Here is a 24,092-nt window from a genome sequence, read left to right as displayed (position 1 = left end):
GATTGAACTTCTTAACAAATTATTTGGTTGCAGTTTCTTCTAATGCTTCCCAGAATTCATAGGCTCTACGTAAATGTGGCACTACGATTGTTCCGCCCACAAGGGTTGCGATTCCCATTGCTTCCATCATTTCCTCTTTGGTAACACCTTCTTTGTGGCTGGTTTCCAAATGGTATTTTACGCAGTCATCGCATCTTAAAACTGCCGAAGCCACTAATCCCAGTAATTCTTTCGTTTTTACATCCAAGGCACCTGCAGCATAAGCATTAGTGTCTAAATTAAAGATACGTTTTACTATTTTATTATTGTCTGCCAATAATTTTTCGTTCATTCTTGAACGGTACTCGTTGAATTCTTCTATTATATCAGCCATTTACTTTTTTTTGATTTTTTACTACTATTTTTGAAATCAGGATACTTGCTTCATAAATTAATAACATCGGAATGGTTACAATGATTTGGCTAACCACATCCGGCGGTGTTACAATTGCCGCAACTATCAGAATGATAATTACAGCATATTTCCAGTATTTCCTTAAGAAATCTGGCGTTACTAAGCCTAGTTTGGTTAGGAAATAGATGATTATTGGTAATTCGAAGAACAAGCCACAAGCGATAACACTTGTTTTTACCAGTCCTATATACGAATCAATACTAAACTGGTTCTTAACAACATCACTGATGGTGAATGTCGCGAAAAAGTTGACGGACATGGGTACAATTACATAATAGCCAAAAAGTACACCTAGAAAGAAAAGTAACGAAGACGAAAAAATAAAAAGTTTCGCATGTTTTTTCTCTGAATCGTATAATGCAGGGCTTATGAATTTCCAAACTTCCCACAGTATAAAGGGAAAGCCCAAGATGAAACCTGCGGTGATACAGGTCCAAATCAAAACGTTGATTTGGCCTTCCATATTTGTGTTTTGGATAATAAAAGGCATGTCTGTCACGCAGATGCTTTCAGCAAAACCCAATTGATTGGAAAGGTCGCAAAAGAAGCGATAGGTTATGAAATTAGCATTTGTAGGACCAAAAATAACAACATCAAAAATGTAATCACTCACAAAAAATGTGACGGTGGCCAAGATTAATATTGCAACTGTGCTTCTAACTAATAGCCATCTTAATTCTTCAAGATGATCTAAAAACGACATTTCGTTTAAGTTCTTTTTTGTCATTATACTATTCCTTCTTTTAAAATATCGTGTAAGTGCAATACGCCTTTATATTCGCTTTCGTCAACAACTACTAATTGTGTAATGGAAAAATCTTCCATTATATTCAATGCATCTACTACCATAGCGCTGGAAGTTGTCATCTTTGGATTTTTAGTCATGATGTCTTTGGCGGTTAAATCGGCAAAAGTGTCTCTGTCGCTTAACATTCTTCGAATATCACCATCGGTAATAATTCCGATTACTTTGTTGTTTTCAACTACTGCGGTCACGCCAAGACGTTTTTCGGAAATTTCGAAAATAACTTTCTTGATGGACGCATCCGGAGCAACCATAGGTTTTAGGCTGTGTTCCAACATGTCTTTGACACGCAACAGTAATTTCTTGCCTAATGCTCCTCCAGGATGGTAGACGGCAAAATCTTCGGGTTTGAAATTGCGCATTTCCATCAGGCAAACGGCCAAAGCATCACCCATTACAAGTTGTGCTGTGGTAGAGTTTGTAGGGGCCAGATTGTTGGGACAAGACTCTGCATCTACCGTGGTGTTCAGAACAAAATCAGAGCCTTTAGCCAAAAAAGAGGTCATGTTACCGGTGATTGCAATTAAGGTGTTTCCAAAACGTTTTAATAGCGGAACCAGTACTTTTATTTCAGGGCTGTTGCCACTTTTTGAAATGCAAATGATCACATCTTCGTTTTGAATCATGCCTAAATCACCGTGAATGGCTTCAGCGGCATGCAGAAAAAGTGACGGTGTTCCGGTAGAATTAAAAGAAGCTACCATTTTTTGGGCAATAATAGCACTTTTTCCAATTCCTGTCACTACTAATCGTCCTTTAGAATTATAGATTTTTTGTGTCGCTTCGATAAAGTTTTCATCCAGAAAATCAGTTAGTTTAGCTATAGATTGGCTTTCCGATAAGATAGTTTTTTTGGCACTAGCCAATATATTTTCTTTAGTGATCAAAACAGAATGATTAAAATTTGTATGTGTAAAAGAAATTTGTACCTTTAGGTGTTGCAAATTTATACAAAATACCACATAATAAAGAATGAATCCAAACGAAATTGACATACACAAAGAATTAAAGAAGTATTTTGGCTTTAGCCAATTTAAAGGATTGCAGGAGCAAGTCATAAAAAGCATCCTGAATCAACAGAATACATTTGTGATCATGCCCACTGGCGGAGGAAAATCACTTTGTTATCAATTGCCTGCTTTAATTCAGGAAGGAACTGCCATTGTGGTTTCTCCTTTGATTGCTTTAATGAAAAATCAGGTGGATGCCATCAGAAGTTTGTCTTCTGAAAATGGTGTGGCTCATGTTTTAAACTCTTCTCTTACCAAAACTGAAATTGCCCAAGTAAAAAAAGATATTACTTCCGGACTGACCAAGTTGCTTTATGTAGCGCCAGAGTCATTGACCAAAGAGGAATATGTGAATTTCCTGAAAAACGTCACAATATCTTTCGTGGCCATTGATGAAGCACACTGTATTTCAGAGTGGGGACATGATTTTAGACCGGAATACCGCAATCTAAAACACATAATCAAGCAATTGGGTGATGTTCCTATTATTGGTTTAACTGCCACAGCAACACCAAAAGTGCAGGAAGATATTCTGAAAAACTTAGATATGACTGATGCAACTACTTTTAAAGCATCATTCAACAGACCTAATTTATACTACGAAGTACGTACTAAAACGAAAAATATCGAATCGGATATTATTCGCTTTATCAAACAACATAAAGGAAAATCCGGTATTATTTATTGCCTGAGCCGCAAAAAAGTGGAGGCAATTGCCGAAGTTTTGCAGGTAAACGGAATCAGTGCAGTGCCGTATCATGCGGGATTGGATGCTAAAACTCGAGCCAAACATCAAGACATGTTTCTTATGGAAGATGTTGATGTGGTGGTCGCGACCATCGCTTTTGGGATGGGAATTGATAAACCGGATGTGCGTTTTGTAATTCATCATGATATTCCTAAATCACTTGAAAGTTACTATCAGGAAACGGGTCGTGCCGGTCGTGATGGTGGCGAAGGACATTGTCTGGCCTATTACTCCTATAAAGATGTAGAGAAATTAGAAAAATTCATGTCGGGGAAACCCGTTGCCGAACAAGAAATAGGATTTGCTTTATTGCAGGAAGTAGTGGCTTATGCCGAGACTTCGATGTCCAGAAGAAAGTTTCTGTTGCATTATTTCGGGGAGGAATTTGATGATGTTACCGGTGAAGGAGCCGATATGGATGACAACGTGAGAAATCCGAAAACAAAAATTGAGGCTAAAGATCAAGTCGTGCAACTGTTGCAAGTAGTACGGGATACCAAACATTTATACAAATCAAAAGAAGTTGTTTTTACATTGATTGGTCGCGTCAATGCGGTTATCAAAGCACATAGAACGGATGCTCAGTCGTTTTTTGGATGTGGTTCCGATCATGACGAAAAATACTGGATGGCCTTATTGCGACAAGTACTCGTTGCCGGATTTTTATCGAAAGATATTGAGACGTATGGCATTGTAAAAATTACAGATAAAGGACTGGATTTTATAAAAAATCCACAATCGTTTATGATGTCTGAGGATCATGAGTACAATGAATCAGTGGATGAAGCGATAGTTACGGCTTCAAAATCTACTGGAGTTGCAGATGAAGTTCTGATGAGCATGTTGCGTGATTTACGTAAAAAAGTGGCTAAAAAAGCTGGCGTTCCCCCTTTTGTGGTATTTCAAGATCCATCGCTGGAAGATATGGCCTTGAAGTATCCTGTTTCTCAGGAAGAATTAATCAATATTCACGGTGTTGGTGAAGGAAAAGCTAAAAAATACGGAAAAGAATTTTTAGAATTAATCAGCCAATACGTAGAAGATAATGATATCATTCGTCCAGAAGATTTAGTAGTAAAATCGACGGGAGTCAATTCAGTCAATAAGCTGTATATCATTCAAAACATTGACAGAAAATTATCTCTTGATGATATTGCTTCCGCCAAAGGAATCAATATGGATGCGCTAATTAAAGAAATGGAACAAATTGTTTATTCAGGAACTAAACTGAATATCAAATACTGGATTGATGATATGCTTGATGATGATCAACAGGAAGAAATTCATGATTATTTTATGGAATCAGAATCCGATAATATTGAATCTGCCTTAAAAGAATTTGATGGAGATTATGATTTGGACGAATTGCGTCTGATGCGTATCAAATTTATCAGCGAAGTTGCTAATTAAAAAAAGTGATCAGTAATCAGTGTTCAGGGTTTCTGCAATCTGAATACTGATTACTGCGAACTAAAAAAGTTCTGCTCGATGCGGTTTCAAAGCATCGCGAACCTGAATCATGTTTTCATCGGTGACAACCATAAAAGCAATGGCTTGCATTTCGCCTTGAATTTCAAAACCAGTAATGTTTAACGGTAATTTTTCAATTGCGATATATTCTTTTAAGTGAATTTCATGATGTTCGGCTGTTTTTGCGGAAGCCGGTCCACGAAAATCCCAAATCAATTTTATTTTTCTAGACATTTTTTTCTAAGATTAATCAGTTAACGGTTTAAACGGTTAGCTGTTTTAAAGGACAAAGTTACAAAGTCTAAATTGAAAACAAGCTAATTTGAAGAGTTGAACAACGGAATCTACTTTCGATAACAAGAATTCACTACAAAATACTACTTTTGTACCAAGATTGTTGGGCGGTTTATCAAAGTCTAATAATCTAAAAATCGAATAATTTAGAAAATGCCTCAAGAACTCTTATTACAAGTATCCCCGGAAATTGCAGCAAACGATTTGTTGTTAAAAAATCATTTATCCAAACAAATTAGCGTTTCTGTAAATGAAATTCAGCATGTTTCTATCCTAAAGAGATCGATTGATGCCCGCCAAAAAGCCATTAAAATCAATCTTAAGGTTTTGATTTTCATGAAGGGAGAACCTTTTCAAGAGCAAAAACTACAACTTCCAGAGTATAAAAACGTTACTTCGGCTCAAGAAGTAATTGTTGTTGGCGCAGGACCTGCGGGACTTTTTGCTGCATTACAATTGATAGAGTTAGGGTTGAAACCAATCGTTATTGAACGTGGGAAAGATGTTCGTGGCAGACGTCGAGATTTGAAAGCCATCAATGTGGATCATCTTGTGAACGAAGATTCTAATTATTGTTTTGGCGAAGGCGGAGCAGGAACCTATTCGGACGGAAAGCTTTATACGCGTTCTAAAAAAAGAGGCGATGTAACTAGAATTTTGGAATTATTTGTTGCTTTTGGAGCTTCAGCCGATATTCTTATTGAAGCACATCCTCACATTGGAACTAATAAATTACCTCAAATTATTCAGGATATTCGGGAGAAAATAATCGAATTTGGCGGACAAGTTTTGTTCGAAACCCGCTTGACAGATATTTTATTAAAAAATAATGAAGTGCAAGGTGTTGTTACCCAAAAAGGCGATACGATTCTTGCTAATAAAATTATTTTGGCCACCGGACATTCAGCTCGGGATATTTTCGAATTATTGGATCGAAAAAAGATTTTTATAGAAGCCAAACCTTTTGCCTTGGGCGTACGGGCAGAGCATCCACAATCATTAATTGACAGTATTCAATACAGTTGTGATTATCGTGGGGAATTTTTACCTCCGGCTCCGTATTCTATTGTGAAACAAGTAGGAGGAAGGGGAATGTATTCGTTTTGTATGTGTCCCGGCGGCGTAATTGCACCTTGTGCAACGAGTCCCGGCGAAGTGGTTACGAATGGTTGGTCGCCATCCAAAAGGGATCAGGCTACTGCCAATTCCGGAATTGTAATTGAATTGCAATTGGAGGATTTTAAACCTTTTGCGAAATTTGGTGCTTTGGCCGGAATGGAATTCCAAAAAAGTATCGAACAGCGCGCTTGGCATTTGGCAGGAGAAAGCCAAAAAGTTCCCGCACAACGCATGATTGATTTTACGCAAAATAGGGTTTCATCAGATATTCCCAAAACATCTTATGTTCCCGGAACGACTTCAGTAGAAATGGGACAAGTTTTTCCTGAATTTCTAACACAAATATTGCGAGAAGGATTCACTGAATTTGGAAAATCGATGCGTGGTTATCTGACCAATGAAGCGATACTTCATGCTCCGGAATCCAGAACATCTTCGCCAGTTCGTATTCCCAGAGATCCATTGACTTACGAGCATGTTCAAATAAAAGGACTTTATCCTTGTGGAGAAGGCGCGGGTTATGCAGGTGGGATTATATCTGCTGCTATTGATGGTGAGAAATGTGCGTTGATGATCGGTGAGATTTTGAACAAATAAAATATATTTTTCGATTCTTCAAAATATAGAAATCGCTTTTAATATTTCTGTAATCAATGGTCATAACTAATTACTCTCGCTATTTTCCATTGATTGTCTTTTTTCTTCCAAATCATTAGAAATTTGAAGGTTCCAATTTCTTCTTTCCCGTTTTCCATGTGGCGGAATTCGTGAACGCCAATTTCAATCGCTCCGTAGTCTTTTACAGGATGGACTTCCAGCGTTCCTTTGACTAGTTTTCGCCTTAGTTTGTTTTCGTTTTTAAACATATTTGAAAAATTGTTAAAAACAGTTTCATACGACAGTAATCCACCATTATCCTGAAACCATTCTAAATCTTCAGTAAATAAAGATTTGAATTTTTCGAAATCTTTTTTGTTAAACGCTTCAAACATAATCTCGTCCATTTTTTCGATTTCCTTGTATAGTTCGGCTGATGTCGGCGCTACTTTCTTTTCTTGCGCAGTCGCAGTGTTCATTACAACTAACGCAAGAATTAGATTTAAAAAGAACGTAAATTTGAATCGATTTTGTTTCATTGTAAATTATATTTTTTGGGTTTGTTTGTACGTGAGATTAATATTTATTTTTTAACAGCAACGGCAATTTTTGAATCAGCAGTTCCATAATACAGAAACCATTGTTTTTTGAAATAAACCAATCCTTCTACAAAACAAACCTCATTTACTTCGCCTGTTTTTTCATAAGGCTTGTCAGGATGAATAAAATAATTCTCCATTCGGTCTATTAATTTATAGGGTTTTTCTTTGTCAAATAGTGCTTGACTTGCCGCATAGGTGAATTTAGGTAAATTTGGATCGTTGAAATTGGCGGCATTACTTCCGTTATAAATTAGTACAATACCTTCTTTTTGAACTAAAGCAAAAGGACCAGGTTCAACCAAACGACTATCAAAATAACCCATTCGAGGATGTAAAACGGCAATCATTTTTTTGTTTTCTTCGTTTTCGGCTACTTCCCAATGGATAAGATCTTCGGAGGTTGCAAGGTATAAATCAGTATCTCCAAAATACATCCAGTATTTGCCTTTAATTTTTGTCGCTGTGATTTTTTCACCGCTTTGTTTACAAACGATGGCTCCGGATTTTGACCACAAATCTTTGTATTTTTCCTCCTTTAAAACTAAACCGTGTTTTGTCCATATTTTTAAATCTTTTGAGCTGGCTAAACAAAGTCGTGCTATTTTGCCATCATAGGAAGTATAGGTCATGATATACGTTCCGTTTTCACTTTCAATTATTCTTGGATCCTCAACGCCACCTTTCCATTCGTACTGTTTCATCGTGTCGTTATCTGGATAAAAAATGGGTGCCGGTTGTTTTTTAAAATGCAGTCCGTCTTCGCTGATGGCCAGACCTAATCTGGAGGTCATTTCCTTGTCCTGTGCTCTGTATATAAGATACACTTTTCCGTCTTTGACAATTGCAGATGGATTAAGTACATTCCGTTCTTCCCAATGTACTTGTTTGTTGCTTAATGGGGATTGAAAAACTTGATTTAATTGAGGTTCTAAAATTGGGTTAATGCTATCTACTTTTACAAAGTTGAGCATTGCCCAATCTTTGCTTTTCGTTTCGGATTTATATGCAGAATTACTGCTACAACCAATTAAAGTAAATAATAATAGCGTAAAGATTTGTTTCATACTGTTCAAAATATTTAAGAAGGAATATTATTCCTTTAGTTAATTAACATTCAATTGTTTAAAATATTTATAAAAAAGTCTTGCAAGGTAAAGTTGCATTTATTTTATGAAATAACAATTCTCTTTTTAAACTTAACACCGCCTTGATATTTTTAAGATGCTTTCTTTCTTTTGAATTTGTCTTATAGGATGGGATTGTTTTTTTTAAATGTAGGATAGCAACTTCGAAATCGTGCCATTCTCCAAGCATATCCGATAATAGCGTTTGAGTTGAAATCAGTTTGCTTGATTGGGCAACGGGGAATATTTTCTCATTGTATTGGTACACTTTTAATCGTTTCCGAAAATTGTGGATTTCATTCTTTTTAAAAGCATCTTTAGAGATTTGTTTTTTTATCTCTTTTCTCGTTTTGTTCCGGTAGCGATTTACTTTTTTTTTGCCTGTTTTTGCAAGAAAATCGATGATTATGAGGTGTTTTTCATTTAACTTTTTGATCAAGCTTTTATTTGTAAACAAGAAAAATTTTTGTATTTCTTTGATCTCAAGCTTTTTTAGTTGATTCGGATATTTTTTTAGTAAACTAAAATATGGCTGCTCCTCAAGAATGGTTTGTTGCAGTTGAAGTTCTCTTACTTTACCGGCTTGTTTGAAAATAACACTGAAAGGTTTAAAGGTTTTTCTGGGTTTAAAGTTCTTTTTGCAAAAGGCAGTTAACTCAAATAATGCTTTCAATTTTTTGATTTCAACGCGGAGTTCATGAAAAGTTTCTACAGAATATGATTCGGGTGCTTTTTCCAAAATGAGGTTCAAAGCACTTTCTCTGGTTTTAAAATATGTAACAAGTTCTTTCATTTCGCAGCCAAATAATTGATTTGATTTTCTATAAATTCCTTATGCGGTTTTTAAAATCCTTTGTATAAAAGCAGTTCAAGCTATTGAAGTAAATTTACAATAATATGGCGATAAATTTATTTAAGTTTTTGTAAATCAATCGCTTATTATTTTTATTTTACTAAAAGGCGTAAAAAAACCGAAAATCTCTTTTCGGTTGTTGTTTTTTAAATTTTTAAAATTTTCAGTTATAAGGTTTTATTTTTTTGCATTCATTTCCATGTAGTCTATTGTTAATTCGGACATCGCTTTCATTCCTAACACAAAGCCACCTTCGTCAATATAAAAATCAGGTGTGTGATGTGAGGCTGTTTCGGCAGGATTTTTGCCTTTCGGCATTCCGCCAAGGAAAAAGAAAAGTCCGGGTATTTTATCTTGATAGTACGAAAAATCTTCTGCTCCAGTTGCTGCCGGAGTTAGTATCACATTGCTTTTTCCAGCCACAGCTTCCAGTGTTGGTACCATTTTCTCGGTCAATGTTGGGTCATTGTAGGTTATCAATGTTTGTTTTGTAATGCTGATTTCAGCGGCGGCTCCTGCGCTTTCTGCGATATTAGTGGTGATTTGTTTCACTCGGTTGTGAATCATTTCCTGTACTTTTTTATCTAAAGTCCGAATTGTTCCTGCCATTTCAAGTTCTTCCGGAATAATATTGCTTCTTACACCGGATGTGATTTTCCCGACACTTACCACAGCTGCTGATTCCGTGAGATCTACATTGCGACTCACGATAGTTTGTAAACCCAATATGATCTGGGAAGCGGTAACAATAGGATCTACGGATTGCCATGGGCTGGCTCCGTGGGACTGTTTTCCTTTTATTTTTATTTTGAACCAGTCCGATGACGCCATGGCTCCTTTTGGTCGGTAATTGATTTTGCCGATTTCAGTATCAGCGCTAATGTGTAATCCAAAAATCACATCAACTTTTGGGTTTTCAAGAACACCTTCTTTAACCATTAGTGCAGCTCCACCTTCTTCACCTTCGGGCGGCCCTTCTTCAGCAGGTTGGAAAATGAATTTTACTGTTCCTTTTAATTCACTTTTGATAGAAGCGAGGATTTCAGCTGTTCCCATCAGCATGGCAATATGCGAATCGTGTCCGCATGCATGCATGACGCCTACTTGCTGACCGTTATATTCTCCCATTGCTTTGGAAGCAAAAGGAATATTTACTCTTTCGGTTACGGGTAATGCATCCATATCGGCTCGAAGAGCGACTACTGGACCGGGTTTTCCTCCTTTTAAAATACCTACAACACCCGTTTTGGCTACGCCAGTTTGTACTTCTATACCCAACGATTGCAAATGCACTGCTATTTTTTTGGCTGTTTTGAATTCTCGATTGCCTAATTCGGGGTTTTGGTGAAAATCTCTTCGCCAAGAGCTGACTTTGGATTCTAAAGATGCTGCTTTTTGAGCCACTTTAATTTTAAGATCGGAATTTTGTGCTGCAGCAAAAATAGAATACGTAAATAAGCCAGCAAAAAGAATAGTTTTTTTCATTAGTTGTGGTTTAAATTTTGGTTGGGTAACAGCTTTAATTTAATTGAAATTTAGTCTGTTTTGGTACTAAATAAAGTTGGTTGAAAACAAATATAGCAAAATTATTTTGCCTGGAGGGAATTTTAAATAGTGGCCTAAAGTATCTTTCTGTGAGTAGAATATAAAAAAAAACCGCCTTGTTTGTTACAACAAGACGGCAGCTTACGAATTTATTTTTGCTTCTTTAATTTGCTCTTAAATAGTTTTTCAAACTTTTCCATTTTGGGTTGAATTACCATCTGACAATAAGGCTGTGTTTTGTTATTTTCATAGTAATTCTGATGATAGGATTCTGCTTTGTAAAATTTGGTCAGAGGTTCTATTGTTGTTACTATTGGACTATCATAAATTTTAGCTTTTTTAAGGTCATTGATAACTGTTTGTGCAGCTTTCTTTTGAATTTCATTTTTATAAAAAATGGCAGAACGGTATTGTGTACCTACATCGGCACCTTGACGGTTTAGCGTAGTTGGATCATGAACCGTAAAAAAAACTTTGAAAATTTCATCCAGATTCGTTACATTTTTGTCGTAAGTAATCTGCACTACTTCGGCATAACCAGACCTTCCCGTAGACACATCTTCGTAGGTAGGATTCGCATTTTTACCGCCTGCATAACCTGATATAGCTGATTGTACTCCGTTTAAATTTTCATAAACGGCTTCCACACACCAGTAACACCCGCCGGCTAAAGTGATGGATTCAAGATTGGATTGCTTTGGTGCTTTACTTTGGGCAAACAAACTAGTTGTTGCCAAAAGGCACACTAAAAGTAGTTTCTTCATGTTATTTGGTGTCAGGAATAAAGTCAAGCGCGATAGAATTCATACAGTATCTTTTTCCGGTTGGTTCCGGCCCGTCATCAAAAAGATGCCCTAAGTGACCGTCACATCTTCCGCAAAGTGCTTCGATTCTTTCCATACCCAGAGAATTATCGGTTTTATAAACCACACTGTTTTTATTATCTTGTTCAAAGAAACTTGGCCAGCCACAATTGCTTGAAAATTTAGCACCGGAACGAAATAGTTTGTTCCCACAGGCGGCACAATAATAGGTTCCTTTGTCATCAGTATTCCAATATTTTCCTGTAAAAGGTCTTTCCGTATCTGCATTACGCGTCACTTCATACACATCTTCAGGCAATACTTTTTTCCACTCGGCATCACTTACGTTGAGTTTTGTCGTGTCCGTATTGGAATAGTATGGATTTCCGGGTTTTTTAATAGTATTTTCCATTGCGACTGTTTTTTTTGTGTTTCCTTGTTTTTTTGTGGTTTGCGCACAAGCTGTGAACATGAACAGCGGGATTAAAAATAACATGCTTAGTACCTGATTTCTTGTTTTCATTTTTTTTGTATTTAAATTACAAATGTAAAAGAGTTTTAAATTTTAAAATGTCGCTTACTTTGCAATTGAATTTTATTTTTATTCCGTTATGACTTCTCTCTATTTACGAAAAATTATTGTTTTTAGTTTTAAAATTTTAAAGTATAATAATCTGTAAATAAGCAGTGTATTTTTGACAATATAAAATTAGAATTTTAGGATATTCAACACTCGTTAAACTTTTCACAATTTCAAAAACCCTTCAGTTACCATTTCTTTTTTTGTATTTTTGACCTGAAATACATCGATATGTTAGAAGAAAACGTAATATTAGTTAACGAGAAGGATGAGCAAATAGGATTGATGCCTAAGCTTGAAGCACATGAAAAAGCGGTCCTGCATCGTGCTTTTTCGGTTTTTGTTTTAAACAGCAAAAACGAAATCATGTTGCAACAACGGGCACATCAAAAATACCATTCCCCTTTGTTGTGGACCAATACGTGTTGCAGTCATCAGCGTGAGGGAGAGACAAATGTACAGGCTGGAAGCCGAAGATTATTTGAAGAAATGGGTTTTAAAACCGAACTGAAAGAACTTTTCCATTTTATTTACAAAGCCCCTTTTGATAATGGTTTGACAGAGCATGAACTTGATCATGTGATGATTGGCTATTATAATGAGGAGCCAGTTATCAATCCGGAGGAAGTTGAAGATTGGAAATGGATGAAAATTGAGGATGTGAAAATGGATATGGAGCTTCATCCTGCATTGTACACCGTTTGGTTCAAAATAATTTTCGATGAATTTTATCATTTTCTGGAAGAACACAAAAGCCCTTTGTCCCCAAATAACCTATAATTCATAAATTTTATGAAAGTTACCATTTCACGGAAAGCCCATTTTAATGCGGCTCACAGATTATACAGAAAAGATTGGTCGTTTGAGCAAAACGATGCGATTTTTGGTAAGTGTAATAATCCTAATTTTCATGGGCATAATTACGAATTGATTGTTAGTGTTACCGGAGCAATTGACCCTGAAACAGGATATGTAATGGATGTGAAATTTTTGAGTGATATTATTAAAGAAGATGTCGAAAATCAGTTTGATCATAAAAATCTGAATTTAGATGTTCCAGAATTTCAGGATTTAAATCCAACCGCCGAAAATATTGTGGTGGTTATTTGGAATAAAATTAGAAAAAGAATCAAGCCTGAATTTGAATTAGAAGTGGTTTTGTATGAAACGCCTCGTAATTTTGTAACCTACAGAGGAGAATAATGGAAGTAAAAGTAGGGGATACAATTCCCAATTTCACAGCTAAAGATACTAATGGAACTGATTTTGATAGTGCAACTGTAGTGGGACATAAACCGCTTGTTATTTATTTTTATCCAAAAGACAACACGCCGGGTTGTACGGCTCAAGCGTGCAGTTTTAGAGATCAGTACGAGGATTTTAAGGATCTTGGTGCGGAAGTAATCGGAATTAGCAGTGATAGTGTTGGCTCACATCAAAAATTTGCTAAGCAATTTAAACTTCCTTTTATCCTTTTGTCGGATTCAGATAAAAAAATCAGAAAACTTTTTGGTGTTCCCACCGGAATGTTCGGATTACTTCCGGGAAGAGTGACCTATGTAACCGATAAAAATGGAGTGGTCCAAATGATTTTTGACAGTATGCTGGCTACAAAACATATTCCCAAAGCGCTAGAGGCTATTAAAAAATTAGTGTAATTTATTGCTGAAAGCTATTGGGATCCATTACTGAAGGATGCCGACTTATACTTTGTTTTTTGGTTATTAACTGGTTTCTGTAAATGGAAATCTATTTTCATCGGAAACAATATGGATTTTTTATACATTTGGACTTCGAAAAAAACATTTGAATGAAACTTTATCCTTTACAATTTGAGCCCATTTTAAAAGAAAGAATATGGGGTGGCGAAAAACTAAAAACGCTACTTCATAAACCAATTACTTCAAATATCACAGGAGAAAGCTGGGAGCTGTCTACCGTGGAAGGCGACGTAAGTATTGTTGCAAACGGAGAATTGAAGGGGAAATCATTGACTGAATTAATCAATTCGTTCCCTAATGAAATTTTAGGAACTGCTGTTCATATTCGTTTTGGAAAACAATTTCCGCTACTTTTCAAATATTTAGATGCACGCGAGGATTTGTCCATACAAGTTCATCCTAATGATGAATTGGCAAAAAAACGCCATAATTCTTTTGGAAAAACCGAAATGTGGTACATCATGCAAGCAGATGATAATGCTCGTATCATTGTAGGTTTCAAAGAAAATTCAAATGCTGAGGAATATTTAGAAAATCTGGAAAATAAAACCTTACTTTCTATACTGGATGATGTAAAAGTAAAATCACGAGATGTTTTCTTTTTAGAAACTGGTACGGTTCACGCCATTGGTGCAGGGCTTGTCGTAGCTGAGATTCAACAGACTTCAGATATTACCTATCGATTGTATGATTTTGACAGATTAGATGCGAATGGGAATACCAGAGAATTGCATGTTGATTTGGCTTTGGAGGCAATCAATTACAATAAGGTAGAAACTAAAAAATTATATACCACTAATAGCAATCAGTCCAATACAGTGGTTGATTGTCCTTATTTTACCACTAATTTTATTCCTTTAGACGGAGCAATTTCAGTTTCTAAATCTGGAGAAAGTTTTACGGTTTATATGTGTGTTGAGGGATCCTTTGAAATAGAATACAACCACTCAAAAATACAATATACAAAAGGAGAAACTGTTTTGATTCCTGCGGCAATGAATGCATTCATTCTCAATGGAAAAGCATCGATTTTAGAAATTTACATTTCATAGTCGGTAATAGAAAGATTATGTGTACTTTTGCAGACGCAAATTAAAATTCAAATTTTAAAAAAATAAAAATGGCAAACGTTAAGAATTTAAAAAAAGACATCAACTACGTTTTAGGAGATATTATTGAAGCAGTTTACTTGTTCGAAATTTCTACTACAGGAAAACCAACAACAGAAACTAATGCTTTAATCGACGAAGCTATCGCTGCTTTTGACGCTTTGATCACAAAAGTGAACGCAAAAAAGGTAGAAGATAAAAAAGCGCACTTCAAACAAATCAACGTTGAATTGGAACAAACTGCTAATCAATTGATTGCTAAAATCAACGAATTGTAGTCAAAAAAAACGCAAAAAAAGTTTGAATTTGTTTTGGAAAAAAGAAATTCAGTCTTATATTTGCACCCGTAATGAGTCGCCAGCGTAGCTCAGTTGGCTAGAGCAGCTGATTTGTAATCAGCAGGTCGTGGGTTCGAGTCCCTCCGCCGGCTCTTAATAAAACCATCTAACTTTTGTTAGGTGGTTTTTTGTTTTAGACAAAATAACAATTTAATTGTATTTTTATGTAATGTGCTAATTTTTTTGTTAAATTTGAAATCTAACCTAAAACCAATACATTATGGAAGAGCATTCAGTTATTGAAAGTTTCGAGATGAAACTTAATGAGTCAGCAAAAGACTTTTTAAAAGAAACGGCAAAGTGGGCGTATTTTTTATCTATCCTTGGCTACATAGGAATTGGCTTTATTATTTTTGCTGCTTTATTCGCCGGGACATTATTCTCCGCTATGGGCAAGATGAATCCTGCTATGGGCGCTATGGGCTCTTCTTTCGGGATTATGATGGCTGTGGTATACTTTTTAATTGCGTTGCTTTATTTCTTTCCGGTGTACTACTTAAATAAATTTGCGTCAAATGCAAAAGCGGCCTTCAAAAACAATGATTCCGAAACTTTGACAACTTCCTTAGAATATCTAAAATCACATTACAAATACATTGGAATCATGACTTTGGTCGTTTTCTCTCTTTATCTTTTAATGTTTGTAGGAATGATTGTTGCAGGAATTGCTTCCAGTACTGTTTAATCTCTTAGTAGGTTCTAAAACACGTTTGTTTGAATTTTATACTGAATTTGAATCTACTTCCTAATCATAAATGCAAAAAACCATCTTGCCGAGCAAGATGGTTTTTTAATTTTAGTTTTAAATTGGTGTAAGATTTAGAGAAAAACTTTGTGTTTTTAAAACTTTCGCTTTCTCATAAAATAATTACTGCTGTTTTTTGATAGTTGCAATATATTCCGTTAGTTTTTTTCCGTAAAGAGATTTTGCAACTTTTGCAGACATTGATTTCTGAATGGTATCTAAATATTTTACGTTGATATCGTAAATCTCAGATAGTGCAATAAAAGGCGATACTTCGTAATCTCTATTGTTTAAGGCAAAATTGGTAGCGAATAAATACTTTCTTTTGATATTAGAATCCTGTTTTGCAGCCAGACTATCTATAGCTTTTGTGTTTTGGTTTTTGATGGCATTGAATTTTTTCTCAATCAGCGAAAGATTTTCATCAGTGAAACGAGTATTTATTTTTTTATATTCTTCGAATATCTCCTGATTTTTTGATCCTGTGATTTTTGCATCAGACAAATAACGGTCTAAACTAGTTTCAATTTTGATGTTGCCCGGTTCAGCAAAGAATGGGATATTATTGTCTAAAGAATTACTCACGCCTCGGTCTAAGAACAAATAAAGCATTTCTGGAGATTGTAGGTTAAGATTGCTTTCGAAAGCAGCGCTTCCATCAATATTTATGGTGTCAATGGCTACCAAACTTGTGTCAACAACTCTTTGGATGTAAAGAGTTCCTTTTTTTAATCCTTTAATATTTCCGGTAATGTGAACATTGCCTTTAGATTCATTCTTGTTACAAGAGGCTATAAGGATAAGTGTAACGAATGCAATAATTGATTTTTTCATGTGAAATTAAAGTTTGTTTTGAATAGGGAATCGCCATTCTTATTCTAATTTTATTGGAACGATTGCGATTTAATTGGTGTTTGTATTTTGGCGCAAAATAAAGAAAATTGTTGGAAAGATTTTGGTAACGCATCCAAATTTTACAAAAAAAATCCCAATCTATTTCTAAATTGGGATTTCTTAAAATTATTTCAGGATTTATGCTTTAAACCAAGCTTCTTTCAATGCTTTTTTTGATGCATCAGTTGCTCTTAGTCCTTCTTTTTCTTCGTAAGGAAGTTTAACTTTTCCTTTGATTACTTGTTCTTTACCATCGCGTTTTATTTTTACGGCAATAGCATCGTTCTCTTTCCAGCTCTGACTTTCAGTAATCATTTCATAGATATTGTCTAATGAATACGGTTTGTCATTGATAGCAACTAGAATATCTCCGCCTTTTAATCCCAAATTGGTATAAAAAACATTCAACTCCATATTAGGAATAACCAAAATTTCTTTGGTAGCTTGATTCACAGTGATGTATGGAGATTGTCCTTTTAGGAATACATTTCCAGGTACTTTTTCCATAGATTTTGTCACCCCAACTTTAGCCAAATAAGTTTCGTAAGGAATTGGAGTTGCACCAGAAACATACGTAGTCAAAAAAGCTCCCACTTCAGGATAGGTGAATGAAGTAATTTTAGCGAAAAGCTCATTATCATTAAATGGTTTTGAAGCGCCATATTCATTAGATAATTTTTGCATCAAATCAAGAATTCCTCTTTCTCCGTTGCTTTTTTCTCTGATGATAATATCGAGACACATTCCAATAAGTGCTCCTTTTTCATACACGTTCAAGTATTGTGCTTTGTAAGGTTCTGTCAATACATTTGCACTCATTGTTGTGAAAGGCATCGTGTCATTCATAGCATTTGCGTGCTCAATTTTTTCTGCCATACGAGTATAAAACTCCTCTTCTGTAATCAACCCTTGGCTTATTTGGAAAAGGTTCGCAAAATATTCTGTTACTCCTTCATACATCCATAAATGTTCTGACATTTTAGGCGTGTTGTAATCAAAATAATGAATCTCTTTAGAATGAATTGTTAAAGGCGTTACAATATGAAAAAATTCATGTGAAACGACATCTTTCATAGATTTTACCAATTCTGATTTAGGCATCATTTCAGGTAAAACAACTGTTGTAGCTGTAGGATGTTCCAAAGCTCCAAATCCTTTTGCGTCAGTAGGCGTCATGCTGGATAAATACAGTAATACAGTATATTTTTTAGTAGCATTAATTTTTCCTAAAAACGTTTTCTGAGCAATCATCATCGTTTTCATTTCTGGAGTAATGCTTTCTGCAGTTACTTTTCCAGTTGGAGAATAAACACCAATCAGAATTTCCATTCCATCTACTGTGAAAGTAGTGTAGTCCGGTTTTGCATACATAACAGGATTTTCAACTAATTCAGCATAACGCTGCGTTTTAAAAACATCGTTGGTCGCACTTGCATCCAAATCAGTCATTGATGTTGCGCCCCAAAGCGTTTCAGGATGTGAGATGCTCACAGTGTATGCGAAATCTTTTTTGTCTTGGAAATAACCCACAAAACCATGCATGTTTAGCATGAAGTTTTTACCCGCATCAATATTGGTTCCCGCAGGAGAAAAAATATCGTTTTGACCAAAACCGCCCCCTTTTTCAGTATCGAAAGTATCATTAACCAGATAAGTGATTTTTACCAATGATTTTGCGTTCTTAATATTCCACGTGTTATCATCGGTTTTTGTGGTAGAAAGTATGTTTCCTTTGCTGTCAAATGCTTTGAAGTCATCGATGTATTTCCCATAATCATCAATAGAATACGTTCCTGGGACAATTTTAGGCACGCTATATGTAACTTCTTCGGTGTTGATTTTTGGCGAAGTAATGGTAACCATCACTTTATCGTCTTTAATGTCATTTAAATTAATGGCAACTTCCACTTGTTCTTTTGCTACAGCAGTGACAGCTGACGTTCCAGTTTTACAGCTCCAAAGAACTGAAGCAAATGCTAATGCAAAAATTATTCTTTTCATTTGTTGTTATTTTTTTAAATATTAGTCTTCCCAACTATAAAATTGTTACAGTTTACAATGATTTTACAAAGGCTATTATTGTGCTTTTTAATTTTGGAACTATTGGTAAATCGGGATTAGTATAGGATTTCATGTTTTCAGCATCATCGCTTTTGATTTCTTTAAAAACATGATTCATATTTTCGATCAAAACGAGTTCAGCCTCCGGCTTTGCTTTTTTTAGTAGTTCCGCTTCTTGAACTGAAACTTGTATATCCTTGGTTCCGTTAATTATTAGGATTGGCATTTGTAATTTTGCAAGTTCCATTTGCGGATTGTATTTTATCCACGAAATCATATAGGGTTGAATGCTTTCTCTAAAAATGGAAGCTAACATCGGATTTTTTAATTCGAAAGTTTTTCCGCTTTTCAGGATATCAAGATTTTTTTGTGTTTCTTCTTTTAGAAAAGGCGCCTGTTTTGCGATTTGTTCAACTAAAACGGCATCAATAGTTCTTGCGGCTCCAGCCAAAGAAATAAAACCATCAGCTTTGTCTTTTGCGGCAATCATTCCTATTAATGAACCTTCACTGTGACCGGCGATTATAATTTTGTTGTATTTTTTTTGATTTTTAAAAAACATCAAGACAGCTGTCGCATCGGTAATAAAATCGTCAAAAGTTAGCGTTGCCTCATTTACGTTTCCTATTTTCACTTGCGAAATGATTCTTTTATCATAACTGAAAACGGCAATGTCATTTTTTACTAATTCTTCGGATAGGTATTTTAAAGAATTGTTGGTTAATCCTTTTTGATTTCCATCCCTGTCTGTTGGTCCTGAACCAGCAATTAAGATGACAAGATTCGTCTTTTTATTTTGTTTTAATGGGGAATACAACGAACCATTTATCAATGGATTTATAGCGATTTCTTCTTTATTAAAAGATTTAGTTGCTGATTCTGTTTGAGAAAAACCGAATAGAGAAAACAACAGTAGTAGGAGCAGGAGAGATTTTTTCATTTTATATTTAGTAAGTTCAGCGTTAATTCCGGATTTTCAACTTCAATAATTAGTTTATGGTAGTAAGAATCTTTGAGTTCAACAATAATCGCATTTTTTTTATTGCAGACATCCCAGAAATTGCGTTTGCCGTTTTTTATATAGGTTCCGGCAGTAATAACCCAGGGTAATTGGGTACCCGGCATTTTCCACCCAATCCAAAACGTGAATTCATCTTTGCTTTGATACGCATGGATTATTTTGTCTTTTGGTACCCTAATTTTATTTTCGAAAGCCCAAAATTTGTGACTTCCTAAAATATCAAAAATAAATTCATCTTCGTTTGATGTTACTGAAACCATATTGTGAGGTGTAAAGCAAGTATATTAAAAAACAAAAAACTCCCGGATATCAGGAGTTTCATAGTTTAATCTAGTTTGTTTTTTATATAATATTTGCCATCCAAATCTTCATCAAAATCATCAATTTTAACGGGTTTTGGTTTTGGTTTATTTGCAGTAGCTTTCTTTTTCCACATTTCAAATTTTTCTGCCGGCATCTTCTTTTTCATTATCTCAAGAATCTCTTTTTCTGCCAGACCAAATTCTTTTTTTATGATTTCAAAAGGATTTTTTTCTTCTAAAGCCATTGTAACAAGTTTTTCTGTTTGCTCCCAGTTCAATTCTTTTCGGTTACTCTTTTTCATCACGTGAAAATTAATTCAAATAAGTTGTTAATGATTAATAAATTACATTTCTAATTTGATACCAATATTAAGAAAAAAAATAATTAGATTTTCTCAAAAGGCCATTTTTTTTATGCTTTTCACCTAATTTCTTTCAAAGGTGGTTTTTGAAAGGGTATTTTTAATAAACTTTTTAATTCATTGTGGTCTTCAGGATTCGGGTAAGTGTCAATACCGTATATGATTTCTTCTTTTGGCAGTGTCATAAAGGTTCCAAAAAGCCGGTCCCAAATTGAAAATATATTTCCGTAATTACTATCCGTGTACGGCAAAACATGATGATGGTGTACTTTATGCATGTCTGGAGAAACGATAAAATAACTCAAAATAGTGTCCACTTTTTTCGGAAGTGAAATGTTAGCATGATTGAATTGTGTGGCCACAACCGATAAGGTTTGATACAGAAAAACCAGCCACATGGGACTACCAATAATTAAAACACCTAATGCCGTAAAGGTAAACCGAATCACACTTTCGCCAGGATGATGTCGATTTGCAGTTGTGGTGTCAATCCAAGTATCCGTATGATGGATCAAATGGAAACGCCATAAGAATTTGGTTTTATGCTCCACTAAATGTACCAAATAAGCGCCAATTAAATCCAATAGAAGTAATCCGATGAAAGCGTAAAGCCACAAAGACATTTCAGGCAACCATTGTAGAATTCCAAAATTATTAGCAATAGTCCAATCGGCAGTTTTTAATAAAATAAATGCGAGACAAAAATTGACTACAATAGTAGTAAAGGTCATAAATATATTTATTCCCGCATGCTTCCATTTCTTATAGGTAAAGTTGAAAAGCGGAAAAGCATTTTCAAGTAACCAAAAAAATGTAATTCCGCCCACAAGAATTAAGCTTCGGTGTGAAGATGGAATTGTAGAAAAATAAGCAATAATATCATTCATAATTGGAGTATTTATTTCAAATTTAATACATTTTTGGAAAATATCTATTTGATAACGCGAAAAGTAAGGTTTATTCTTGGGTTAATGGGTTTTGCTGTTTTCGGGATTTGGTGTTTCCAAAAATGCTGCGTTTTTCCTCTCATCAGCAGCAAACTTCCATGTTGCAAAACAATATTTTTTTTAAGGTCTTTGTCCAAATTATGTTTCAATTGAAACGTACGTTCGGCGCCAAAACTCAACGAAGCAATCACAGGATTTGTTCCCAATTCTTTTTCGTTATCGGCGTGCCAGCCGTTGCTATCTTTTCCGTCGCGATACTGATTGAGTAAAACGGTTGTGAAAATGGTATCCGAAACCTTTTCGATTTCCGTTTTTAGCTTTTGCAAAAGCGAATTCCAAGGATGCGGTTGCATAGTTATATTCGAATAGGAATAGGGTTTTCCTTCGTTTCCAAACAAAGCCGTCAAGCGAGGTTGTGGATGAATTTTACCATAAACCCTAATTTCATCTTGTTGCCAAGGAATATCTTTTACTAATTCGGCAAAAATAATATCCGCTTGCTCTTTGTCATAAAACTGAGGGTAATAGATAATTTCAGCGTCCGGCAAGTCAAGGAATATAGGTTCTGGTGTGGATTCGAAAAGTGATTTCACTGGATTATGTATATTGGTACGCCCAGAAAATGAGAGCTAATTGTAAAGGCATTCGCAAAAGCAAAACCCATTTTGGTAAACCCATTCTTGCTTTTTCATCGAAATACATGTATAAATGTGTTGGGAAAATAGCAATTAATAAAGCAATAACTCCCCATGAAGCGTAGCTTGAAAGCACCGGAATACACAATGATATCCCTAAAATTATTTCGGCTAAACCGCTAATTTGGTTTAATACTTTTGGATTCGGGAAATAAGGCGGAATGATTTTCAGGTACAATCTCGGGTTTCTGAAATGGTTTAATCCTGCAATAAAGTAAACAAAAGCCATCACATATAAATGCCAAGGTAAATTCATAATAAAGTTATTTATCACGAATTTATAAAAATTTAAATGAAATTAGCACAAATGGTTTGAATAGAAATTAAGCTTTTTTCTTAAAATTCACATTCATAATCACAATTGCCAAGATGATTAAAACAATTCCAACCCATTGAAGCAGAATTACTTTTTCATTCAAAAGAAAATACGCCATCAGTACTGATACGGGAAGTTCCAGTGCCGAAACAATACTTCCAAGTCCAATTCCGGTAAGTGGGAAACCAGCGTTGAATAATAAAGGTGGAATTATAGTTCCAAAAAGAGCCAGTATGATTCCCCATTTCATGAAAATCTCAAAATTGAAAGGAGTAGTTTGTGTGGCAATTGCAAATCCGGTTACAATTACAGCTCCGCCAAGGAGCATGAATAAACTGCGTTGCGCTGACGAAACATGTGTGGCTACTCGATTAGCGGTAAACATCGTTGTGGTGAAGGAAGTTGCAGCCAAAAGTCCTAAAACGATGCCGCGCCAGTCTAATTCTACTTTGCTTTGAATCAAATTTGTGGCAAGCGCCGTTCCAAATAACACGATGATTACCGATATGATTTTTTGAGTGGAAGGTAATTTCTTTTCTAAAATCATTTCGAATAAAACGCCCATCCAAACGGTTTGCATCAATAAAACGATAGCAATCGAAACAGGAATGTATTTAACGGCTAAATAATAAAAAATACTCGTCATTCCCAGCGAAGTTCCCGCCAACATTAATTGGGTTATGTTTTTCTTGGAAGCCTTTACAACGTCATTTCCTTTTTTAGCTTTTTGGAACATATTAATCAGCAGCATTCCCGTGATTCCGTATACAAATTGCGCAATGGTAACTTCGGGTGTAGTGAAACCTTCACCGTAGGCTATTTTTACAAAAGTAGCCAGCATCCCATAACTCGTTGCACCAAGGCCTACTAGGAAAACCCCTTTTAATACATTATTCTTTATCATTTTTTTTCAATTTTAAAAAGCGGGCAAAGATAGGGTTTAGTTCCTAGTTATGAGGTATAAATTATAAGTTAATAGGTAAGACTTTAATTCTGTTGTGAATACGAGTCGGAAGGAGCTGATTTAATATAAATATTTAAGATTTTCAGACGAATACTGATGTTATTTTACTTCTTTCTCGACTAAATCACTCAAATGCAATCGCAATGCATTTACTGAAATACTGATTTCCCAAAACGATAATCCCAATGAAATCAATAATCCTAATAAACTCATTCCAAAAAGATAAATTCCGGCTGTTTGCTGTTCCAAGAATAATAACAGCATGGCAAAAACAGATAAAAACAGACTTAAAACGCCTGCCATTTGCATGTTGCGAATCAAAGTCAATCGTAAGTTCAGGTTTTTGATTTCCAATAAAATAGTATCGTTTTGTTTTTCCTTATACGTTTTTTTTAAACCTCTGACGATTGTGGCAATGGTCAAAAAGCGATTGGTATACGCTAATAAAATCAACGAGGTTGCACCGAAAAGTAAGGCAGGAGTTTCTATTTGTAAAATCATTTTGGATTTAGTTTTGGAATTGTATTTTAATAAAGAGTTGCAAAGTTCGTTATTCTGTGCTGAAATCGGTCTTTAAGTCTTGTGAAATATAATAATTTTCTTAAATCAGTTC

28 protein-coding genes and 1 tRNA gene are annotated in these 24,092 nt (G+C 35.2%); 9 read left to right on the top strand and 20 right to left on the bottom strand.

Going from position 1 to position 24,092, the window contains the following annotated elements:
* Positions 1–19: 19 nt before the first annotated feature.
* From DR980_RS09170 to DR980_RS09160, 3 genes are read right to left on the bottom strand one after another with little or no spacing between them, the layout of a single operon-like run.
* Complete coding sequence (locus tag DR980_RS09170; protein ID WP_113635309.1) at positions 20–373, bottom strand: carboxymuconolactone decarboxylase family protein; 354 nt, start codon at positions 371–373, stop codon at positions 20–22.
* Positions 366–1,181, bottom strand: coding sequence for a twin-arginine translocase subunit TatC (gene tatC, locus DR980_RS09165; RefSeq protein ID WP_113635307.1), 816 nt, complete (start codon positions 1,179–1,181; stop codon positions 366–368). Before tatC ends, DR980_RS09170 begins: the two co-directional genes overlap by 8 nt.
* Positions 1,181–2,146, bottom strand: coding sequence for a KpsF/GutQ family sugar-phosphate isomerase (locus DR980_RS09160; RefSeq protein WP_167400553.1), 966 nt, complete (start codon positions 2,144–2,146; stop codon positions 1,181–1,183). Before DR980_RS09160 ends, tatC begins: the two co-directional genes overlap by 1 nt.
* Positions 2,147–2,231: 85 nt before the next feature.
* Here DR980_RS09160 and recQ point away from each other — a divergent pair, with 85 nt between their 5' ends.
* Entirely contained in the window at positions 2,232–4,427 is a 2,196-nt protein-coding gene (recQ, locus tag DR980_RS09155) for a DNA helicase RecQ (RefSeq protein ID WP_113635304.1), read from the top strand.
* A 60-nt stretch (positions 4,428–4,487) separates the two neighbouring features.
* Here the strand turns inward: recQ and DR980_RS09150 are convergent, their stop codons facing one another.
* The gene (locus DR980_RS09150) at positions 4,488–4,721 is read right to left on the bottom strand and encodes a hypothetical protein (protein WP_113635302.1); all 234 of its coding nucleotides are present in this window, start codon (positions 4,719–4,721) and stop codon (positions 4,488–4,490) included.
* A 213-nt stretch (positions 4,722–4,934) separates the two neighbouring features.
* Here DR980_RS09150 and DR980_RS09145 point away from each other — a divergent pair, with 213 nt between their 5' ends.
* Positions 4,935–6,497: an NAD(P)/FAD-dependent oxidoreductase gene (locus DR980_RS09145; protein ID WP_113635299.1), complete on the top strand. Its 1,563-nt coding sequence runs from the start codon at positions 4,935–4,937 to the stop codon at positions 6,495–6,497.
* A gap of 53 nt (positions 6,498–6,550) precedes the next feature.
* Here the strand turns inward: DR980_RS09145 and DR980_RS09140 are convergent, their stop codons facing one another.
* The 6 genes from DR980_RS09140 to msrB form a co-directional block, all read right to left on the bottom strand.
* Positions 6,551–7,036 (bottom strand): nuclear transport factor 2 family protein, encoded by a 486-nt coding sequence (locus tag DR980_RS09140; protein ID WP_113635297.1) that lies wholly within the window; start codon positions 7,034–7,036, stop codon positions 6,551–6,553.
* Between the two features lie 44 nt (positions 7,037–7,080).
* A complete protein-coding gene (locus DR980_RS09135; RefSeq protein ID WP_113635295.1) occupies positions 7,081–8,163 on the bottom strand; it encodes a glycoside hydrolase family 130 protein in 1,083 nt (360 codons plus the stop codon).
* A gap of 67 nt (positions 8,164–8,230) precedes the next feature.
* Positions 8,231–9,016, bottom strand: coding sequence for a CHAD domain-containing protein (locus DR980_RS09130; protein WP_113635294.1), 786 nt, complete (start codon positions 9,014–9,016; stop codon positions 8,231–8,233).
* A 237-nt stretch (positions 9,017–9,253) separates the two neighbouring features.
* A complete protein-coding gene (locus DR980_RS09125) occupies positions 9,254–10,561 on the bottom strand; it encodes an amidohydrolase (protein WP_113635292.1) in 1,308 nt (435 codons plus the stop codon).
* A 209-nt stretch (positions 10,562–10,770) separates the two neighbouring features.
* Positions 10,771–11,385, bottom strand: coding sequence for a peptide-methionine (S)-S-oxide reductase MsrA (gene msrA, locus DR980_RS09120; RefSeq protein WP_113635290.1), 615 nt, complete (start codon positions 11,383–11,385; stop codon positions 10,771–10,773).
* Position 11,386: 1 nt separating this feature from the next.
* Positions 11,387–11,947 carry a peptide-methionine (R)-S-oxide reductase MsrB gene (gene msrB, locus DR980_RS09115; protein WP_113635288.1) on the bottom strand — a complete coding sequence of 187 codons (561 nt, stop codon included), beginning with the start codon at positions 11,945–11,947 and terminating at the stop codon, positions 11,387–11,389.
* A gap of 288 nt (positions 11,948–12,235) precedes the next feature.
* Between msrB and idi the strand changes: the two genes are divergently transcribed.
* From idi to DR980_RS09080, 7 genes are all read left to right on the top strand, one after another.
* Positions 12,236–12,784 carry an isopentenyl-diphosphate Delta-isomerase gene (gene idi, locus DR980_RS09110; protein ID WP_113635286.1) on the top strand — a complete coding sequence of 183 codons (549 nt, stop codon included), beginning with the start codon at positions 12,236–12,238 and terminating at the stop codon, positions 12,782–12,784.
* Between the two features lie 12 nt (positions 12,785–12,796).
* Complete coding sequence (locus DR980_RS09105) at positions 12,797–13,207, top strand: 6-pyruvoyl trahydropterin synthase family protein (protein WP_113635284.1); 411 nt, start codon at positions 12,797–12,799, stop codon at positions 13,205–13,207.
* Entirely contained in the window at positions 13,207–13,662 is a 456-nt protein-coding gene (locus DR980_RS09100; RefSeq protein WP_113635282.1) for a peroxiredoxin, read from the top strand. The genes DR980_RS09105 and DR980_RS09100 overlap by 1 nt, the downstream gene beginning before the upstream one ends.
* A 152-nt stretch (positions 13,663–13,814) precedes the next feature.
* On the top strand, positions 13,815–14,777 hold the full coding sequence (locus DR980_RS09095; RefSeq protein WP_113635280.1) for a type I phosphomannose isomerase catalytic subunit: 963 nt from the start codon (positions 13,815–13,817) through the stop codon (positions 14,775–14,777).
* Between the two features lie 68 nt (positions 14,778–14,845).
* Complete coding sequence (locus tag DR980_RS09090) at positions 14,846–15,112, top strand: hypothetical protein (RefSeq protein WP_073209770.1); 267 nt, start codon at positions 14,846–14,848, stop codon at positions 15,110–15,112.
* 78 nt (positions 15,113–15,190) lie between these two features.
* Positions 15,191–15,264: transfer RNA gene (locus DR980_RS09085), tRNA-Thr, on the top strand.
* A 128-nt stretch (positions 15,265–15,392) separates the two neighbouring features.
* Complete coding sequence (locus DR980_RS09080; RefSeq protein WP_113635278.1) at positions 15,393–15,857, top strand: DUF5362 family protein; 465 nt, start codon at positions 15,393–15,395, stop codon at positions 15,855–15,857.
* A 183-nt stretch (positions 15,858–16,040) separates the two neighbouring features.
* On the opposite strand, the gene DR980_RS09075 is transcribed toward DR980_RS09080, so the two are convergent.
* The 10 genes from DR980_RS09075 to DR980_RS09030 all read right to left on the bottom strand — a co-directional run bounded on the left by DR980_RS09075 (position 16,041) and on the right by DR980_RS09030 (position 23,980).
* Complete coding sequence (locus tag DR980_RS09075) at positions 16,041–16,751, bottom strand: DUF4369 domain-containing protein (protein ID WP_113635276.1); 711 nt, start codon at positions 16,749–16,751, stop codon at positions 16,041–16,043.
* 198 nt (positions 16,752–16,949) lie between these two features.
* The gene (locus DR980_RS09070) at positions 16,950–18,812 is read right to left on the bottom strand and encodes a M61 family metallopeptidase (RefSeq protein WP_113635273.1); all 1,863 of its coding nucleotides are present in this window, start codon (positions 18,810–18,812) and stop codon (positions 16,950–16,952) included.
* Between the two features lie 52 nt (positions 18,813–18,864).
* Positions 18,865–19,812: an alpha/beta hydrolase gene (locus DR980_RS09065; protein WP_113635270.1), complete on the bottom strand. Its 948-nt coding sequence runs from the start codon at positions 19,810–19,812 to the stop codon at positions 18,865–18,867.
* Entirely contained in the window at positions 19,809–20,153 is a 345-nt protein-coding gene (locus DR980_RS09060) for a hypothetical protein (RefSeq protein WP_113635267.1), read from the bottom strand. The genes DR980_RS09065 and DR980_RS09060 overlap by 4 nt, the downstream gene beginning before the upstream one ends.
* A gap of 65 nt (positions 20,154–20,218) precedes the next feature.
* Positions 20,219–20,497, bottom strand: coding sequence for a DUF2805 domain-containing protein (locus DR980_RS09055; RefSeq protein WP_066081282.1), 279 nt, complete (start codon positions 20,495–20,497; stop codon positions 20,219–20,221).
* Between the two features lie 119 nt (positions 20,498–20,616).
* Positions 20,617–21,444, bottom strand: a complete 828-nt coding sequence (locus DR980_RS09050) for a sterol desaturase family protein (RefSeq protein WP_113635265.1) — start codon at positions 21,442–21,444, stop codon at positions 20,617–20,619.
* Between the two features lie 44 nt (positions 21,445–21,488).
* Positions 21,489–22,097, bottom strand: coding sequence for an alpha-ketoglutarate-dependent dioxygenase AlkB family protein (locus tag DR980_RS09045; RefSeq protein WP_244199285.1), 609 nt, complete (start codon positions 22,095–22,097; stop codon positions 21,489–21,491).
* Between the two features lie 4 nt (positions 22,098–22,101).
* Entirely contained in the window at positions 22,102–22,455 is a 354-nt protein-coding gene (locus tag DR980_RS09040; RefSeq protein ID WP_113635262.1) for a DoxX family protein, read from the bottom strand.
* A 67-nt stretch (positions 22,456–22,522) separates the two neighbouring features.
* Positions 22,523–23,419, bottom strand: coding sequence for an EamA family transporter (locus tag DR980_RS09035; RefSeq protein ID WP_113635259.1), 897 nt, complete (start codon positions 23,417–23,419; stop codon positions 22,523–22,525).
* Between the two features lie 159 nt (positions 23,420–23,578).
* Positions 23,579–23,980, bottom strand: coding sequence for a DUF2721 domain-containing protein (locus DR980_RS09030; protein WP_113635257.1), 402 nt, complete (start codon positions 23,978–23,980; stop codon positions 23,579–23,581).
* Positions 23,981–24,092 lie beyond the last annotated feature (112 nt).

The sequence above is a fragment of the Flavobacterium psychrolimnae genome (assembly GCF_003312425.1).
GTDB lineage: Bacteria > Bacteroidota > Bacteroidia > Flavobacteriales > Flavobacteriaceae > Flavobacterium > Flavobacterium psychrolimnae.
This window is presented reverse-complemented; position numbering and strand designations above follow the sequence as displayed.